Genomic DNA, 16210 nt, shown 5'->3' with positions numbered 1-16210 from the left:
CCGTCCTTACATGCGGGCCAGCACCGAACCCCAGGTGAACCCACCGCCCACGCCCTGCATCAGCACCAGCTGGCCGGGCTTGACGCGGCCATCGCGACGCGCCGCATCCAGCGCCAGCGGCACACTGGCGGCCGAGGTATTGGCATGGCTGTCGACGGTAATGACGACCTTCTCGACCGGCACGGCAAGCTTGCGCGCCAGGAAATTCAGGATGCGGACGTTGGCCTGGTGCGGAATCAGCCAGTCGACGTCGCCGATCTCGACGCCAGCTTCCGCGCAGGTGTCGCGGGCGGAGCGGTCCAGCACCGTGACAGCCTGCTTGAACACCGCCTGGCCATCCATGCGCAGGAACGGGTCGCCCGTGACGTCGCCGTAGGCCACGTTGCCGGCGGCGCTGAGGATCTTCATCTGGCTGCCATCGGCATGCAGCTGCGCGGCCAGGATACCGGGCTTGTCGGAAGCCTTCAGCACCACCGCGCCAGCGCCGTCGCCGAACAGCACGCAAGTGCTGCGGTCATTCCAGTCGAGGATGCGCGAGAACACTTCCGCGCCGATCACCAGCGCGCAACGGGCGCGGCCAGCGCGGATGAAGCTGTCCGCGGTGCTCAGCGCGTAGACGAAACCACTGCACACGGCCTGCACGTCGAAGGCGGCGGAGCCCTTGGCGCCCAGGTTGGCCTGCACCAGGCAGGCAGTGCTGGGAAAAACGAAATCGGGCGTGGACGTGGCCAGCACGATCAGGTCGATCTCGGAGGCATCGACCCCGGCGTCGGCCAGCGCGCGGCGCGCGGCCTCGGTGGCCAGCTGGCTGGTGGTCACGCCGCGTTCGGCCAGGTGGCGCTGGCGGATGCCCGTGCGCTCGACGATCCATTCGTCGGACGTGGCGATGTCGCGCGTCGCCAGTTCCGCCGCCAGGGCGTCATTCGAAACCACGCGTTCCGGCAGGAAGCTGCCGGTGCCCGCGATCACGGAATATTTCATTGCGGTATCCATCAAGCGGTGTCCCCAGCCGCGCCCGATTCAAGCGCCGAAGCACCCGAGGCCGACTGCACGCGCTGGTTGATCTGCGCCACCGTCTGTGCGGTGCGCTCCAGCAGTTTACTCACGACGGCCTCGCGCGCCCGCTGCAGGGCGAAACCGAAGGCATAGGCATCGGCCGAGCCGTGGCTCTTGATGACCACGCCGCGCAGGCCCAGCAGCGCCGCGCCGTTGTAGCGGCGATTGTCGACGCGGTTGCGCAGCCGGTTGAGCACCGGCTTGGCCAGTGCGCCCACCAGCAGCGTGATCAGGTTGCGTTTGAATTCTTCGCGGATGACGCTGGACAACATCTTGGCCAGGCCTTCCACGGATTTGAGCACGACATTGCCGACGAACCCGTCGCAGACGACGACGTCGACCGTGCCCTTGAAAATGTCATTGCCTTCGACGTTGCCGTAGAAGTTCAGGGGACTGGCGCGCAGGAGCTCGGCGGCTTCCTTGACGACCTCGTTGCCCTTGATGACCTCTTCGCCAATGTTGAGCAGCCCCACCGTGGGACTGTCGCGATGGTCCACCGCCTGCGACAGCGCGGCGCCCATGATGGCGAATTGCAGAAGGTGCTCGGCCGAACAGTCCACATTCGCGCCCAGGTCCAGCACCGTGGTGGCGCGGCCCGTCTGGTTCGGAATGGACGTGGCGATCGCCGGGCGGTCGATACCATCCAGCGTCTTGAGCACATAGCGTGAAATGGCCATCCAGGCGCCGGTGTTGCCCGCGGAAACGCAGGCGTCGGCGCGCCCGTCCTTGACGGACTGGGCGGCCAGGCGCATGGAGGAGTCTTTTTTGCGGCGCAGGGCGACCTCGACCGGGTCGTCCATGGTGACGACTTCGGAAGCCGCCACGATCTCGAAACGATCACGCTCGACGCCGCGATGCTCGGAGAGCGCCGCTTCGATGGCGTCGGGAAGCCCGACCAGCAATAGCCGGGTATCCGGGAATTGCCGGGCGAACTCGATCGCAGCCGGAATCGTGACGGGCAGACCGAAGTCTCCGCCCATACAGTCTATGGCGATGCGTATCACGGGTGCCAGGTATCAGCGCTCAGCCGAATTGGTCCGAGTACGAGTTCGGCCCGGGGGCCTTATTCGTCGGCCTTGGTCTTCAGGACCTTGCGGCCACGGTAGAAGCCGTTGGGGCTGATGTGGTGACGCAGGTGCGTTTCGCCCGTGGTGGGTTCGATCGCGGTCGACGGATTCACCAGAAAATCGTGCGAGCGGTGCATACCGCGCTTGGACGGGGACTTCTTGTTTTGTTGAACGGCCATGATGACTCCTAGAAACGGGGCGCATTGTACGCGATGCGGCCCGATGTTGATCTCAATCTTTGTGCTTCAGTTGTTCCAGCACCGCAAACGGCGACGGACGCTTGACAACAGGCTCTTGGGAAGCCTCGCTGTCCTTGGCCTGCGCGCCCGGGCATACATCATGCTTGGGCACATACGGAACGCTCAGAATGAGCTCATCCTCGATCTGGGCCAACAGATCGAAGTGATGCGAACCCACCACCTTTTCAGGCTGGTTGGACACAAAACCTTTTCCTGCGTTTCCTGCTTCCTCGCCGTCCCCATCCTCGTCGTCGAAACCCGCGGCGTGACCGCCGAAGGCAAAGCCGTCGTCGAGGTCGGCTTCGGACTTGACCAGTTGCAGCAGGACCTCGCTGTCCACCGGATAGGCGAACGGCTCATTGCACCGCTGGCACACCACGACCGGATTCGCCCGCACATGAATGTGCAGGAGCGGCTGACCTTGCAGCAGCCCGGCCTTGCCCATCTCGCCGCGCACGGACCACTTCACGAGGCCGGCCTCACCCGCCGGTTGCTCGGGAAGCCCGTCAACCGCGCGCGTCAACCGCACAAGAGGAATGGTGCCTTGCGCTTCCTTGCCCGAATGGGCGAATGCGAATGCGTCGATGGGCTTGATGATCTGTCCTTGCAATTTCGCGGCCCGCGCCTGGCCAGCTTGCCCCCTCCCGAACCGCAAAGGGGTTTGCTGCCCTGCAAAAATGCCGCAAAACGTTAGATAATACTGTGACTTACGTCCCAGCGTCAAATATCGAATGCCCTCACAACCCAGCCTGATCCTCGCTTCCAGCTCGCGCTACCGCAAAGAACTGCTCAGCCGCCTGCGCCTGCCCTTTACCGCCATTTCGCCGGATGTGGACGAAACGCCACAACCGGGCGAATCCCCCGAAGCGCTGGCACTGCGCCTGTCGGTCGCCAAGGCCATGGTGGTGGCTTCCGCGCACCCCGGCAGCATCGTGATCGGCTCGGATCAGGTGGCGACCGTGGACGGCCAGCCCATCGGCAAGCCTGGCGACTTTTCGCGCGCCCAGGCGCAATTGCGGGCACTTTCCGGACAGATGGTGGAATTTCACAGCGCGTTGGCGGTCACGGACGGTCAACGGGTGGAAAAAGCCGACATCGTCACGCGCTGCCGCTTCCGACGCCTGCCCGACCGCGCGATCGACGCCTACCTGCGCGCCGAGGAACCCTACGATACCGCAGGCAGCGCCAAGGCGGAAAGCCTGGGCATCGCCCTGATGGAGAGCATCCAGAGCGACGACCCGACCGCCATCATCGGCCTGCCGCTGATCGCCCTGACCGGCATGCTGGCCGGATTCGGGCTGGACCCCCTGGACGCCCCGGGAGCGCCCGCATGAGCGGCGCGCTGCACCTGATCCCGGTCGGCTTGGGCGAAGCCGGCCCCGACAGCTGGCTGCCCGCCGACGCGCGCGCGCTGGCCGGCCGCCTGGATACCTACATCGCCGAAAACGCCAAGACGGCGCGCGCCTTCCTCAAGCTGATCGGCACGACCCGGCCACTGCAGGAAATCACCATCCACACGCTCAGCGACAAGACCGACGCCGCCGAGATCGGCGCCTGGCTCGAGCCGGTGCGCCGCGGCGCCGACATCGGCCTGGTGTCCGAAGCCGGCTGCCCGGCGGTCGCCGACCCTGGCGCCAAGGTGGTGGAGGCCGCCCACCGGCTGGGCATCACCGTCAAACCCTGGGTCGGCCCCTCCTCCATCCTGCTGGGCTTGATGGCCAGCGGCCTGGACGGCCAGCGCTTCGCCTTCCACGGCTACGCGCCGGTGGACGCCGGCGAGCGCGCCAAGCAGCTCAAGGCCTGGGAACAGCACTCCGCCCGGCACAACCAGACGCAACTGCTGATCGAAACCCCCTACCGCAACGCCGCCATGTTCGCGACGCTGCTGGCCAGCCTGAAAGGCGACACCAGGTTGTGCGTGGCCCGCGCGCTGACCACCGCCGACGAATGGATCGCCACCCGCACCATTGCCGACTGGAAAAAGCAGCCCGCCCCGCAGCTGGACAAGATGCCCACCCTGTTCCTGTACCTGGCGCGCTGACCATGATCCGATTTGCCGCAGTACTCCTGGCCCTCGCGGCGCTGGCCGGGTGCGCCCAGCGCGGTCCCGCCGGCCTGAACCTGGACACCTCCATCACCGCCCTCAGCCAGAGCAGCCGGGTGCGCTTCGTGGTCCTGCACTACACCTCGACTGACGACGCGCTGTCGATGAGATTGCTGTCGCAGGGCAAGGTCAGCGCCCACTACCTGATTGACACCCCGGGACGCGCCTACCGCCTGGTGGATGAGACCCGCGCCGCCTGGCATGCCGGCGAAAGCGCCTGGTACGGCCTGAACGCCATGAACAGCACTTCGATCGGCATCGAGATCGTCAACCCGGGCTGGACCGACGGCAATGATGGCAAGCCGCAGTGGCACGCCTATGGCGACCGCCAGATCCGCACACTGACCATCCTGCTGCGCGACATCATCCAGCGCAACGGCATCGCCCCCGAGAACGTGGTGGGCCACAGCGACATCGCGCCCCAGCGCAAGGTCGACCCCGGCCCGCTGTTCCCGTGGAAGCAACTGGCGGCGGCCGGCATCGGCCGCTGGTACGACGAAGCCGGCGCCGCCTCGCATCTGGCGCGCCTGCAGGCCCAGGGCACGCCCGACGTCGCCTGGTTCCAGCAGCAGTTGCAACGACTGGGCTACACCGTCCCGCAGAACGGCACGCTGGATCGGGCTACCCTCAATGTGCTGGCGGCGTTCCAGATGCACTACCGCCCCGCCCTGCACGACGGCCAGCCCGACGCCGAGACCGCGGCGATCATGCTGGCCATGCCTTAGCCGGACGGCGCGCCACTCACCCCGCGCGGCGGCGCCACCAGACGGCCAGCCGCCAGCCCAGCAGCAACGCCAGCACCGCGGCATACAGGATTGGCTGCGACAGGTCGTTCTTGCCGGCCTTATGCCACCAGTAGTGCAGTATCGCCAGCAGGCCGATCAGATAGATGGCACGGTGCAGTTGCTGCCAGCGCCGGCCCAACTTGCGCATGGCCCACTGCGTGGAGGTGGCCGCCAGCGCCGTCATCAGCACGAAGGCGGCGAATCCCACCGTGATGAAGGGCCGCTCGCCGATGTCCTGCAGCATGGCCGCCGGATCAAGGCCCCGGTCCCACCAGACCCAGGCCATGAAATGCATGGCGCCATAGAAGAACGCGAACAGGCCGCACATGCGGCGCAGTCGCACCAGCGCCGGCTGCCCGGTCAGGCGCCGCAAGGGCGTGATCGCCAGGGTCACGAGCAGGCACACCAGCGTCCAGGTGCCCGACGAGCGCGTCAGGAATTCCACCGGATTGGCGGTCAGGCCGTTATTGAATCCCAGCCAGATCCAGCGCGCGAACGGCGCCAGGCCCAGCAGGAACAGCCAGGGCTTGGCGCGCCCGACGGCCCGCGCCGACCACTGCGGCTTGCGCGCCACGGCCGCGCCGGTCCTTTCGGCCACGGGCGGCTTCAATAGTTGGCCTTCAGGTCCATGCCCTGGTAGAGCGACGCGACCTGATCGGCATAACCGTTGAACATCAGGGTCTTGCGCTTAGGCGTGAACAGGCCGTCCTCGCCGATGCGGCGCTCGGTGGCCTGGCTCCAGCGCGGGTGCGGCACCGTGGGATTGACGTTGGCATAGAAGCCGTATTCCTGCGGCGCGGCCTTGATCCACGAGGACACCGGCTGCTTTTCCACCAGGCGGATCTTGACCAGCGACTTGCCCGACTTGAAGCCGTACTTCCAGGGCACGGCCAGCCGCAACGGCGCGCCATTCTGGTTGGGCAGCACCTTGCCATAGACGCCGAACACCAACATCGCCAGCGGGTGCATGGCCTCGTCGATGCGCAGGCCCTCGACATAGGGCCAATCGAGGATGGCGGCGCGCACGCCCGGCATGTTCTCGCGCTGCACCGCCGTGACGAATTCCACGTACTTGGCATTGCCCGTGGGCTCGACCTGCTTGAGCAGCGCCGATAGCGAATAGCCGACCCAGGGGATCACCATGGACCACCCCTCGACGCAGCGCAGCCGGTACACGCGCTCTTCCATAGGCGCCAGCTTGAGCAGCTCGTCGATGTCGAAGGTGCGCGGCTTGCCGACTTCGCCTTCGACGCTGACCGTCCACGGACGGGTTCGCAGCTTGCCTGCGTTGGACGCGGGCTCGCCCTTGTCGACACCGAATTCGTAGTAGTTGTTGTAGGACGTGATATCAGCGAAGGAAGTCTGCTTGTCCATGACGCTGAAGGCCGCATTGGGCTGGCCCGCCAGGGTGCCGGCAGCGGCCCCCTGGGCAAAGGCGCCGCGCGCTGCCCAGCCCGGCAACCCCAACCCCGCAGCCGCGACGCCCGCGCGCAGAATCAGGTCGCGGCGTGACCGCCAGACCGCCTCGCTAGTGATATCGGACGGAATGATGTCGTCGGGCTTGCGTATCAGCATGGGATTCTCCTGGAAGGGCCGGCGCGTGGGGACGGCTTTCGACCACCTTGCACAGCGTGTGGACGTTGCGCGCCCCCATGATATTCCGCCGACAGCGGCGGCGCAGATCAGCGATAGACCCAATCGGGCTGCCGGCGTTCCCGCCCGATTGCCCCGCCCGGACGCCGGGGACGGCTCAGGCGGCCGCCGCCAGCGTGCGGCCAAGCAGCCATTCGCGCACCCGCGGCACGCTGTCCAGGATGGCCTGCGGGCCACAACCTTCGAGTTCCTTCAGGGTGTGCGCACCGTAGGTGACGCCCAGGCCATGCACGCCGGCATTGGCGGCCATCTGCAGATCATGGGAGGTGTCGCCCACCATCACCACCCGGGCCGGATCGACGTCCAGTTCGGTCATCAGCTCGTGCAGCATGGCCGGATGCGGCTTGCTGAAGGTCTCGTCGGCGGTGCGGGTGGCGTCGAACATCGGCCCCAGGCCGGTCGCCGCCAGGGCGCGGGTCAGGCCGACCCGGCTCTTGCCCGTGGCCACGGCCAGGCGCACGTCGCGCTCGGCCAGCGCCGTCAACAGCTCGGGAATGCCCTCGAACAGACGCAGTTCTGGATCGCGCAGCAGGTAATGGGTTCGGTAGCGCTCCAGGAAACGCGGCAGCATCGCCTGGGTCAGTTGCGGCACGGCGCGGCGCAGCGCGCTTTCCAGCGACAGCCCGATCACCCAGCTGGCGTCGGAGGCCGATGGCACCGGCAGCTCCAGGTCGCGACAGGCACCCTGGATGGCGGCCACGATGCTGTGCGTGGAATCCATGAGGGTTCCATCCCAGTCAAAAACGACCAGCGAATACGACATATCAGACCGACTCCAGTTGTTTCAGTATTTTCCGGCAAGCAGGCGGCAATTCGGCCGTCAGCGTCATCGGTTCGCCCGTCAGCGGATGGTTCAGGGTCAATTGGTGCGCGTGAAGGAACATGCGGCCGAAGCCCATGCGGGAGAACTCGGCGCGCACTTCATCGTGGCCGTATTTGTCGTCGCCGACGATGGGAAAGCCGCTCGCCGCCAGGTGCACGCGGATCTGGTGGGTACGTCCGGTGCGCAGCTCGGCGTCCACCAGGCTGTAGCGGCCGAAGCGCTGCTTGAGCGTGATGATGGTGTGGGCGGTCTGGCCGTCGGGATCGACCTTGACGCGGCGCTCGCCCGACTGGGTGGTCCACTTGGACAGCGACAGCTTGATGTGCTGGCGGTCGTTGACCCAGTCGCCCTCGACCAGCGCGTAATAGTGCTTGTCGCTGCGCCCCTCGCGCAGCATGGCGTGCAGGGCCAGCAGCGCGCTGCGCTTCTTGGCCACCATCAGCAGACCGGAGGTCTCGCGGTCGAGCCGGTGCACCAGTTCCAGAAACTTGGCCTCGGGACGCGCGGCGCGCAATTGCTCGATGACGCCGAAGGACACGCCGCTGCCGCCGTGGACGGCCACGCCAGCCGGTTTGTCCACCACCAGCATGGCGTCGTCCTCGAACACCACCGGAAACTCGGCGGCCGGCACCGGCTTGGGCTTGCCCGGGTCGGGCAGGCGCAGCGGCGGAATACGGACCATATCGCCTTCCGCGACCCGATAGTCGACCGAGATACGTCCCTTGTTTACCCGGACCTCGCCGCCGCGGATGGCCTTGTAGATGTGGGTTTTGGGGACACCCTTGCACAGGCGCATCAGGTAATTATCCAGGCGCTGGCCGGCGTGCTCGGCCCCCACTTCCACCATGCGGACGGAGGGGGTGGCCATAGGGGAGGAAGTTTCTTTGCGCATTGCGGAAAGCGACATATAATCGGGACAGCCTTAAGGGGCTGAATCAGCCGCTGGCGTAGAGATGCAACTCAAGTACGCAACTCCGTCGAGCGCGTGGGCCGCCATTGTACTGCCTGCTCATTCAACCCCTGGGTCATTTGGTCGCCGGCGCAACCGCGCCCTGCCGGATAGTGGTGTGGCATTCATCTTGCCCGCTGTCCCAGCAGGTCCGTTGCCTGCCGCAAGCGGCTTGAAGCACTGCAAGAATCGTCGCATATTTAAAGCACCAGCTGCGCGTCGGCAACCAATCCGGCCGCAACTGCCGTTCACAGCACATTTCCGTCAAACCACATTCAGTGAAGCTGACCCTCCTGCTGAAAGAACCCCGTGCCCCACGGCACGACGTGCCCGCCTGACCCGCGGCGGATACGCCTGGGCGCCGCCCAGGTACGGTCCGCATCTTCTTGCCCGCTTCAGCCGCAGCCCGAGTGGCCCGAGGTCACGCGCCGATATCGGCGCGTCATGACAACGGAGAAACCCTCTCATGAAGCGCATGCTGTTCAATGCGACGCACCAGGAAGAATTACGCGTCGCTATCGTCGATGGGCAAAAACTCATCGACCTCGACATCGAGACTGCCGGCCGCGAACAACGCAAAGGCAACATCTACAAAGGTGTCATCACCCGGATCGAACCCGGCCTCGAAGCTTGCTTCGTCAACTACGGCGAAGACCGCCACGGCTTTCTTCCCTTCAAGGAAGTGGCTCGCAGCTTCTTCAAGGAAGGCGTCGACGTCCGCACCGCCCGCATCCAGGACGCCCTGCGCGAAGGCCAGGAACTGATCGTCCAGGTTGAAAAGGAAGAGCGCGGCAACAAGGGCGCCGCCCTGACCACGTTCATCTCGCTGGCCGGCCGCTACCTGGTCCTGATGCCCAACAACCCCCGTGGCGGTGGCGTTTCGCGCCGCGTCGAGGGCGAGGACCGCCAGGAACTGCGCGACACGATGGAGCAGCTCGAGCTGCCCCAGGGCATGAGCATCATCGCCCGCACCGCCGGCATCGGCCGCAACGTCGAGGAACTGCAATGGGACTTGTCGTACCTGTTGCAGCTCTGGACCGCCATCGACGGCGCCGCGCGTGACAACTCCGCGCCCATCCTGATCTACCTGGAATCGAGCCTGGTCATTCGCGCCATCCGCGATTACTTCTCGCCCGAGATCGGCGAGATCCTGATCGACACGGACGAAATCGCCGACCAGGCCACCGCGTTCATGAGCGTGGTGATGCCGGACAACGTCCAGCGCGTGAAGCGCTACCGCGACGACATCCCGCTGTTCTCGCGCTTCCAGATCGAACACCAGATCGAAACGGCCTACTCGCGCACGGTCACGCTGCCCTCGGGCGGCGCCATCGTCATCGACCACACCGAAGCGCTGGTGTCCGTGGACGTCAACTCGGCCCGCTCGACCCGCGGCGCCGACATCGAGGAAACCGCCCTGCGGACCAACTCGGAAGCCGCCGACGAAGTGGCCCGCCAGCTGCGCTTGCGCGACCTGGGCGGCCTGATCGTCATCGACTTCATCGACATGGAAGACAGCAAGAACCAGCGCGCCGTCGAACAGCGCCTGCGTGACGCCCTCCATTTCGACCGCGCCCGCGTCCAGATGGGCAAGATCTCGCGCTTCGGCCTGATGGAACTGTCGCGCCAGCGCCTGCGTCCGGCCCTGAACGAAGGCTCGCACATCACCTGCCCGCGCTGCAACGGCACCGGTGTGATCCGCGACGCCGAATCGAGCGCCCTGCACGTCCTGCGCCTGCTGCAGGAAGAAGCCATGAAGGAAAACACCGCGGCGGTCCACGCCCAGGTGCCGGTCGACGTGGCGACCTACCTGCTGAACGAAAAGCGCGCCGACATCACCAAGATGGAAGCCCGCCTGAAGGTCAACCTGGTGCTGATCCCCAACAAGCACCTGGAAACGCCGCACCACCACATCGAGCGCCTGCGCCACGACGATCCGCGCCTGGAAGAAGTGAAGACCAGCTTCGAGCTGGTCGAGGCTCCCGCCACCGACGCCCCCTGGCAGCCGCGCGAAAGCGAGATCAAGGCCCGTCCGGAGGCGCTGGTCAAGGGCATCACGCCTTCGCAGCCGGCTCCCATGTCGACCCCTGCCCCGGCGCCCGCCCCCGCGGCCGCGCCGGCGCAATCGGGCGGCCCCAGCCTGCTCAAGCGCCTGTTCGGCTGGCTGACCGGCAACAGCGAGCCCGCCAAGGCCGCGCCCGCCGCCCAGGAAGAGACCAGCGCCAAGCGCGCTGCGTCGCCGGCCCGCGGCAAGGGCCGCAGCGGCCACGATGGCCAGGAACGCCGCGGCGAACGCCACGGTTCCGACCGCAACCGCAACCGTCGCGGTGAGTCCCGCGCCGAAGGCGCCGAGGGCAGCGAAGGCGGCCGTCCGCATATCCGTGGCAACCGTCGCCCCGAAGGCGAACGCGGCGAGCGCCAGGAACGCGGCGAGCGCCACAACCGCAACGAGCGCGGCGATCGCGATCAGGCCGCGCAAGCCTCGAACCGCCCCGACATCGCGCCGGAAGCCGCTGGCGATGATGCCGGCGCCGGTCGCAACCGCCGTCGCGGCCGTGGCCGCAACCGCCGCGAGGAAGGCCAGGCCGACGCGCCGATGAGCGAGCAGGAAAGCATGGTCGCCGCGCTGGCCCAGTCGGTCGCCACCGCGCTGCCTGAAGCCAAGCAGCCCGCCGACGGCCAGGCCGAAGCGGCCGAAGCCGTCGAGCAGACCGCCGATGGCGTGCCCGCCGTCGAAGGCGCCGAAGCCGGCGCCGACCCGGAACGCAAGCGCCGCCGCCGCCGTAGTCGTCGTGGCCGCCGCAGCCCGGACGAGGCAGGCGTGGCAGGCAGCGACGAGCAACTGGAAGACGGCGCCGAGGAAGACGCCGGCGAGCCGGCCGAGAACGTGACCGCCGCGCCCGCGCCAGTCGCCGCCCCGGTGACCGCCGTTCCGGCTGAAGTCCCCGCCCCCGCCCCGCAAGCCGAGGCGCCGGTACGGCAGGCCGAAGCCGTCCAGGCTGAGACCGCGCCGGCACCGGCCCAGGTCGAACAGGCACCCGCCGCCGCGCAGGAACCGCAGGCCCAGCAGCCCGTACCGGCCGCGGCCCCCGAGGCGATCGCCCCGGTGACCGTCGAACCGGCCAGCCAGGTTTCCGAGCCGGTCGCGCCTGTCGCGGCCCCGGTGGAAGCCGCCGCGGTCGAACCGGTGGTGGAACCTGCCGTGACGGCCGCGCCGGTCGAACCGGAAGCCGCGCCGGCGCCGGCCCCCGTGGCCGCCGCGCCTGTGGCAGCGGCGCCCGCCAGCGCCCAGCCCATCGTGGTGCCGGCGACGGCCCCCTCGGCCAAGGCGCAGGCCCTGCACGAAGTGGTCAACGCCGCCGGCCTGCAGTGGGTGGAAACCGACCCCGAGCGCCACGCGCAGACGCAACTGCGCATCGCCGCGGCGCACACGCCGGCCCGCCTGGGCCGCGAGCGCAAGCCGGTGGCCCCGGTTTCGAACGAACCCCTGGTTCAGGTCGAAACCCGCCACTAAAGGCAAGCCGCGCAAGCAAAAGCCCCCATCGAATGATGGGGGCTTTTTTATTTGTCAGTCGACCACGCCGCCCGGGTATGGCGCCGGAACACGCCGGCGGAACATGGCGCCGGGATAGGGCGCGAACATGGCCGAAAAAAAACCCTCGTCACCGAGGGTTCTTTCGTCAGGCCGGATCGCGCCGCGATCAGAACTGGTACGTGTAGGTCAGCTGCACCGTATCCAGGCCCGGATTTGGGCGCTTGATGCTGGCATTGGAGAAGTGCGAATAGCGCACGCCGATGCGGTTGTTCGGCGTCAGCAGGAAACCCAGACCGACGTGGTCGCCGAACTGGAAGGCGGTGCTGATGTTCTCGTTGGCGAAGCGGGTGCGCGAGAACACGGTGGCGCCGATACCGGCTTCGAGGTAGAAGCGCTCACCCGCCCACCAGCGGAACATCGGGATGGCGTTCAATTGCCACACATTGCTCGGCGAGCGGTCGCCGTCGGCCCACCAGTAAGACACGCCGAGTTCGGGCGTCAGATCCAGGCGGCCCCAGTTGCCGCCGAACTGATAGGTCCACACCGACGGCGTTTCGTAGTTCAGGGTGAAGCGCTGATAGTGGTCGCCCACGCCATAGTGCAGGCTCACGCCGCCCTGCGTACCCTCGGACGACTGGGCGCTGGCGAGGGTCGCGGCGCCGGCGAGGGCCAAACCGACAAGGCGGACAAGCATTTTCTTCTTCGTCGACTGCATTGGGAGCAACTCCGTATTTTGTTGGGATGACATCTCGGCGCAATTCACGAGTGTTATCCAGTACTACAGAACATAGCAAAAACCGGGCCAGAAGGCTCGCAATATGTCGCAATAAGGCAACAAAAATCATGGAAAACACTGTTCCGCCCGACGCACGAAAAATGACGCTGTCAGAGGGCTGAACAAACGGCCATGAAAAAACCGCCGGCACGAATGCGCGGCGGCTTTTTCATCTTAGCCCCCGGTCCGAAGGAGCCGGGGAAACGCGATCAGGCCGCGGTGACGACGTCGGCCGGCTGGTTGGTCAGCAAGGCCAGCAGGCGAGCGATTTCCTCGCGCAACTGACGGCGATCGACCACCATGTCGATGGCGCCCTTCTGCAGCAGGAACTCGGCGCGCTGGAAGCCCTCCGGCAGTTTTTCGCGCACGGTCTGTTCGATCACGCGCGGGCCGGCAAAGCCGATCAGGGCCTTGGGCTCGGCGATGACCACGTCGCCCATGAAGGCGAAGCTGGCGGACACGCCGCCCATGGTGGGATCGGTCAGCACACTGATGAACGGCAGGCCGGCGGCCGACAGGCGCGTCAGCATGGCGTTGGTCTTGGCCATCTGCATGAGCGACAGCAGGCTTTCCTGCATGCGCGCGCCGCCCGAAGCGGCGACACAGATGAAGGGCGTCTTGTTGTCCAGCGCGGCCTGGGCGCCGCGCGCGAAGCGCTCGCCGACCACCGAGCCCATGGAGCCGCCCATGAACTCGAATTCAAAGCAGGCCAGCGTCGCCGGCACGCCACGAATCGAGCCGCTGACCACCACCAGCGCATCGGTCTCGCCGGTCTGCTTGACGGCTTCGGCCAGGCGCTCGGGATACTTGCGGGTGTCCTTGAATTTCAGCGAATCGACCGAGCGCGTGCTCTGGCCGATCTCGACGCGGCCTTCCATGTCGAGCAGCGAGTCGATGCGGGCGCGGGCGCCGATGCGCATGTGGTGATCGCACTTGGGGCAGACGTGCAGGTTGGCCGCCAGGTCTTCGCTGTACAGCACCGTTTCGCACGACGGGCATTTCACCCACAGGCCTTCGGGCACGCGGCGGGCGCCGCTGTCGCTGGTTTTGTTGATGCGAGGCGGCAGGAGTTTTTCGATCCAGCTCATTGTTTGTTCATCCCGTAAGGAAGTCGCGCCAGGCCGCTCAGGCCGACGCGCTCGGTCGTTTTACTTGATCCAGCGCCTGCCGGATGGTGCGCAGCCAGCCGCTGGCGGCGGCGACTGCGGCGTCGGTTTGCTGGGCAGCGGGGGCGTTGGCCACCGCCTGCTCCATGGTTTCAATCAGTTTGCTGCCGATGACGACCGCGTCGGCCACGCGCGCCACGCGCTGCGCGCTGTCGGCGTCGCGGATGCCGAAGCCCACGCCGACCGGGATCTCGCGCACATGGCGGCGGATCACCGCCACGCGCTCGGCCACGTCGTCGGTATTGAGCGAACCGGCTCCCGTCACGCCCTTGAGCGACACATAGTAGACGTAACCGCGCGCCACGGCGGCCACGGCCTGGATACGCGCGTCGGTCGAGGTGGGGGCCAGGAGAAAGATCGGGGCGATGCCATGGCGGCCGAGCGTGCTGGCGAATTCGATCACTTCCTCGGGCGGATAGTCGACCACCAGGACGCCATCCACGCCCGCGGCCTCGGCGCGACGGGCGAATTCAGCCTGGCCCATGCGTTCGATGGGGTTGGCATAGCCCATCAGCACCACGGGGGTGGCGGTATCGCGCTGGCGGAACTCGGCCACAAGGTCGAGCACGCGGCCCAGGCCCACGCCCTGCGCGATGGCGCGCTCGGCGGCGCGCTGGATCACCGGGCCGTCGGCCATGGGATCGGAGAACGGCACGCCCAGTTCGATGACGTCGGCGCCGGCCTCGACCAGCGCGTGCATCAGGGGAACGGTGGCGGCGGGCGACGGATCGCCGGCCGCGATGTAGGGGATGAGCGCCGCGGCGCGGCCGGATTCGGCGGTGCGCGCGAAGGCGGCGGCAATGCGATCGGAACGGGTTGTCGTCATGTTAGAGCTCGATACCGGCACGTTCGGCGACGGTATGCATGTCCTTGTCGCCGCGGCCCGACAGATTGACCAGGATGACGGCGTCGCGCGGCAGCGTGGCCGCCATCTTCACGGCCTGGGCGATGGCGTGCGAGGACTCCAGCGCCGGCATGATGCCTTCGATGCGGCAGCAATCGTGGAAGGCCTTGAGCGCTTCATCGTCGGTGATGCCGACGTATTCGGCGCGGCCGGAGTCCTTGAGCCAGGCATGCTCGGGACCCACGCCGGGGTAGTCCAGCCCGGCCGAGACCGAATGCGTTTCCTGGACCTGGCCGTCGGCGTCCTGCATGACGTAGGTGCGGTTGCCGTGCAGCACGCCCACCTGGCCGGCGGCCAGCGACGCGGCGTGCTTGCCGCTGTCCATGCCTTCGCCGGCGGCTTCGACGCCGATCAGGCGCACGTTCTCGTAGGGAATGTAGGGATGGAAGATGCCCATGGCGTTGGAGCCGCCGCCGACCGCGGCCACGACGTAGTCGGGCTGGCGGCCGATGGCCTCGGGCATCTGCGTCAGGCATTCATTGCCGATGACGGTCTGGAAATCGCGCACCATGCGGGGGTAGGGATCGGGGCCCGCCACCGTGCCGATGATGTAGAAGGTGTTCTCGATGTTGGTGACCCAGTCGCGCATGGCTTCGTTGAGCGCGTCCTTCAGGGTGCGCGAGCCGGAGGTGACCGGCACCACCGTGGCGCCCAGCAGCTTCATGCGGTAGACGTTGGAGGCCTGGCGGCGGACGTCTTCGCTGCCCATGTAGACCACGCATTCCATGCCGTAGCGGGCCGCCACCGTGGCCGTGGCCACGCCGTGCTGGCCGGCGCCGGTTTCGGCGATGACACGCGGCTTGCCCATGCGCTTGGCCAGAAGCGCCTGGCCGATGCAGTTGTTGACCTTGTGCGCGCCGGTGTGGTTCAGGTCTTCGCGCTTGAACCAGATCTGGGCGCCGCCCACCAGGTCGGACCAGCGGCGGGCGTGATAGACCGGGCTGGGACGGCCGACGAAATGCTTGAGTTCGTAGTTGAACTCTTCCAGGAAGGCGGGATCGACACGGTAGCGGTCATAGGCGGCACGCAGCTCGTCGAGCGCGTGCATCAGCGTTTCCGCCACGAAAACACCGCCATAAGGGCCGAAATGGCCCTGGGCATCCGGAAAATCGTAAGGTTTCACCAAGCATCTCCCCCGGTATCACGGCCAGCGT

Annotated in this window: 16 protein-coding genes; 4 read left to right on the top strand and 12 right to left on the bottom strand. The window is 67.1% G+C overall.

Annotated features, from left to right (window positions below; translation table 11 throughout):
• Nucleotides 1-6: 6 nt before the first annotated feature.
• The 4 genes from ABFG95_RS21380 to ABFG95_RS21365 are packed head-to-tail and all read right to left on the bottom strand — an operon-like array spanning nt 7 to nt 2972.
• On the bottom strand, nt 7-993 hold the full coding sequence (locus ABFG95_RS21380; protein WP_049072160.1) for a beta-ketoacyl-ACP synthase III: 987 nt from the start codon (nt 991-993) through the stop codon (nt 7-9).
• Nucleotides 993-2060: a phosphate acyltransferase PlsX gene (gene plsX / locus ABFG95_RS21375; protein WP_049072158.1), complete on the bottom strand. Its 1068-nt coding sequence runs from the start codon at nt 2058-2060 to the stop codon at nt 993-995. Before plsX ends, ABFG95_RS21380 begins: the two co-directional genes overlap by 1 nt.
• A gap of 59 nt (nt 2061-2119) precedes the next feature.
• Nucleotides 2120-2302 carry a 50S ribosomal protein L32 gene (gene rpmF, locus ABFG95_RS21370; protein ID WP_006389284.1) on the bottom strand — a complete coding sequence of 61 codons (183 nt, stop codon included), beginning with the start codon at nt 2300-2302 and terminating at the stop codon, nt 2120-2122.
• 52 nt (nt 2303-2354) lie between these two features.
• Nucleotides 2355-2972 (bottom strand): DUF177 domain-containing protein, encoded by a 618-nt coding sequence (locus tag ABFG95_RS21365; RefSeq protein ID WP_348994902.1) that lies wholly within the window; start codon nt 2970-2972, stop codon nt 2355-2357.
• Between the two features lie 121 nt (nt 2973-3093).
• On the opposite strand from ABFG95_RS21365, the gene ABFG95_RS21360 reads away from it, so the two are divergent.
• Genes ABFG95_RS21360 through ABFG95_RS21350 form a run of 3 tightly spaced genes read left to right on the top strand, consistent with a single transcriptional unit; the run spans nt 3094 to nt 5191 of the window.
• Nucleotides 3094-3696, top strand: coding sequence for a Maf-like protein (locus tag ABFG95_RS21360; RefSeq protein ID WP_068979777.1), 603 nt, complete (start codon nt 3094-3096; stop codon nt 3694-3696).
• Entirely contained in the window at nt 3693-4403 is a 711-nt protein-coding gene (locus ABFG95_RS21355) for an SAM-dependent methyltransferase (protein ID WP_278991165.1), read from the top strand. Before ABFG95_RS21360 ends, ABFG95_RS21355 begins: the two co-directional genes overlap by 4 nt.
• Before the next feature lie 2 nt (nt 4404-4405).
• Nucleotides 4406-5191, top strand: a complete 786-nt coding sequence (locus ABFG95_RS21350) for an N-acetylmuramoyl-L-alanine amidase (protein ID WP_348994901.1) — start codon at nt 4406-4408, stop codon at nt 5189-5191.
• A gap of 16 nt (nt 5192-5207) precedes the next feature.
• On the opposite strand, the gene msrQ is transcribed toward ABFG95_RS21350, so the two are convergent.
• From msrQ to ABFG95_RS21330, 4 genes are all read right to left on the bottom strand, one after another.
• The gene (gene msrQ / locus ABFG95_RS21345; protein WP_054419891.1) at nt 5208-5861 is read right to left on the bottom strand and encodes a protein-methionine-sulfoxide reductase heme-binding subunit MsrQ; all 654 of its coding nucleotides are present in this window, start codon (nt 5859-5861) and stop codon (nt 5208-5210) included.
• Nucleotides 5858-6826, bottom strand: coding sequence for a protein-methionine-sulfoxide reductase catalytic subunit MsrP (gene msrP / locus ABFG95_RS21340; protein ID WP_049072148.1), 969 nt, complete (start codon nt 6824-6826; stop codon nt 5858-5860). The genes msrQ and msrP overlap by 4 nt, the downstream gene beginning before the upstream one ends.
• A 175-nt stretch (nt 6827-7001) precedes the next feature.
• Nucleotides 7002-7667: an HAD family hydrolase gene (locus ABFG95_RS21335; protein WP_049072147.1), complete on the bottom strand. Its 666-nt coding sequence runs from the start codon at nt 7665-7667 to the stop codon at nt 7002-7004.
• Between the two features lies 1 nt (nt 7668).
• Complete coding sequence (locus tag ABFG95_RS21330) at nt 7669-8634, bottom strand: RluA family pseudouridine synthase (protein WP_100505113.1); 966 nt, start codon at nt 8632-8634, stop codon at nt 7669-7671.
• Between the two features lie 508 nt (nt 8635-9142).
• Here ABFG95_RS21330 and ABFG95_RS21325 point away from each other — a divergent pair.
• On the top strand, nt 9143-12190 hold the full coding sequence (locus ABFG95_RS21325; protein WP_348994900.1) for an Rne/Rng family ribonuclease: 3048 nt from the start codon (nt 9143-9145) through the stop codon (nt 12188-12190).
• Nucleotides 12191-12377: 187 nt separating this feature from the next.
• Here the strand turns inward: ABFG95_RS21325 and ABFG95_RS21320 are convergent, their stop codons facing one another.
• The 4 genes from ABFG95_RS21320 to trpB form a co-directional block, all read right to left on the bottom strand.
• Nucleotides 12378-12926, bottom strand: coding sequence for an acyloxyacyl hydrolase (locus ABFG95_RS21320; protein WP_049072143.1), 549 nt, complete (start codon nt 12924-12926; stop codon nt 12378-12380).
• Nucleotides 12927-13195: 269 nt separating this feature from the next.
• Nucleotides 13196-14074 (bottom strand): acetyl-CoA carboxylase, carboxyltransferase subunit beta, encoded by an 879-nt coding sequence (gene accD / locus ABFG95_RS21315; protein WP_049072142.1) that lies wholly within the window; start codon nt 14072-14074, stop codon nt 13196-13198.
• Between the two features lie 37 nt (nt 14075-14111).
• Nucleotides 14112-14978, bottom strand: a complete 867-nt coding sequence (gene trpA / locus ABFG95_RS21310; protein WP_054419895.1) for a tryptophan synthase subunit alpha — start codon at nt 14976-14978, stop codon at nt 14112-14114.
• 1 nt (nt 14979) lies between these two features.
• Nucleotides 14980-16179 (bottom strand): tryptophan synthase subunit beta, encoded by a 1200-nt coding sequence (gene trpB / locus ABFG95_RS21305; RefSeq protein WP_064526737.1) that lies wholly within the window; start codon nt 16177-16179, stop codon nt 14980-14982.
• Nucleotides 16180-16210 lie beyond the last annotated feature (31 nt).

The sequence above is a fragment of the Achromobacter sp. HNDS-1 genome, from assembly GCF_040084795.1.
Taxonomy (GTDB): domain Bacteria; phylum Pseudomonadota; class Gammaproteobacteria; order Burkholderiales; family Burkholderiaceae_B; genus Achromobacter; species Achromobacter ruhlandii.
Note: the sequence above shows the minus strand (reverse complement) of the source record. Positions and strands in the feature narration are given on the sequence as shown.

Excerpts from the sequence above, each read along its gene's own strand:
- ABFG95_RS21380 (WP_049072160.1), bottom strand. The coding sequence starts at position 993 with ATGGATACCGCAATGAAATATTCCGTGATCGCGGGCACCGGCAGCTTC.
- rpmF (WP_006389284.1), bottom strand. The coding sequence starts at position 2,302 with ATGGCCGTTCAACAAAACAAGAAGTCCCCGTCCAAGCGCGGTATGCAC.
- ABFG95_RS21360 (WP_068979777.1), top strand. The coding sequence starts at position 3,094 with ATGCCCTCACAACCCAGCCTGATCCTCGCTTCCAGCTCGCGCTACCGC.
- ABFG95_RS21355 (WP_278991165.1), top strand. The coding sequence starts at position 3,693 with ATGAGCGGCGCGCTGCACCTGATCCCGGTCGGCTTGGGCGAAGCCGGC.
- ABFG95_RS21350 (WP_348994901.1), top strand. The coding sequence starts at position 4,406 with ATGATCCGATTTGCCGCAGTACTCCTGGCCCTCGCGGCGCTGGCCGGG.
- msrP (WP_049072148.1), bottom strand. The coding sequence starts at position 6,826 with ATGCTGATACGCAAGCCCGACGACATCATTCCGTCCGATATCACTAGC.
- ABFG95_RS21335 (WP_049072147.1), bottom strand. The coding sequence starts at position 7,667 with ATGTCGTATTCGCTGGTCGTTTTTGACTGGGATGGAACCCTCATGGAT.
- ABFG95_RS21330 (WP_100505113.1), bottom strand. The coding sequence starts at position 8,634 with ATGTCGCTTTCCGCAATGCGCAAAGAAACTTCCTCCCCTATGGCCACC.
- ABFG95_RS21325 (WP_348994900.1), top strand. The coding sequence starts at position 9,143 with ATGAAGCGCATGCTGTTCAATGCGACGCACCAGGAAGAATTACGCGTC.
- ABFG95_RS21320 (WP_049072143.1), bottom strand. The coding sequence starts at position 12,926 with ATGCAGTCGACGAAGAAGAAAATGCTTGTCCGCCTTGTCGGTTTGGCC.
- accD (WP_049072142.1), bottom strand. The coding sequence starts at position 14,074 with ATGAGCTGGATCGAAAAACTCCTGCCGCCTCGCATCAACAAAACCAGC.
- trpA (WP_054419895.1), bottom strand. The coding sequence starts at position 14,978 with ATGACGACAACCCGTTCCGATCGCATTGCCGCCGCCTTCGCGCGCACC.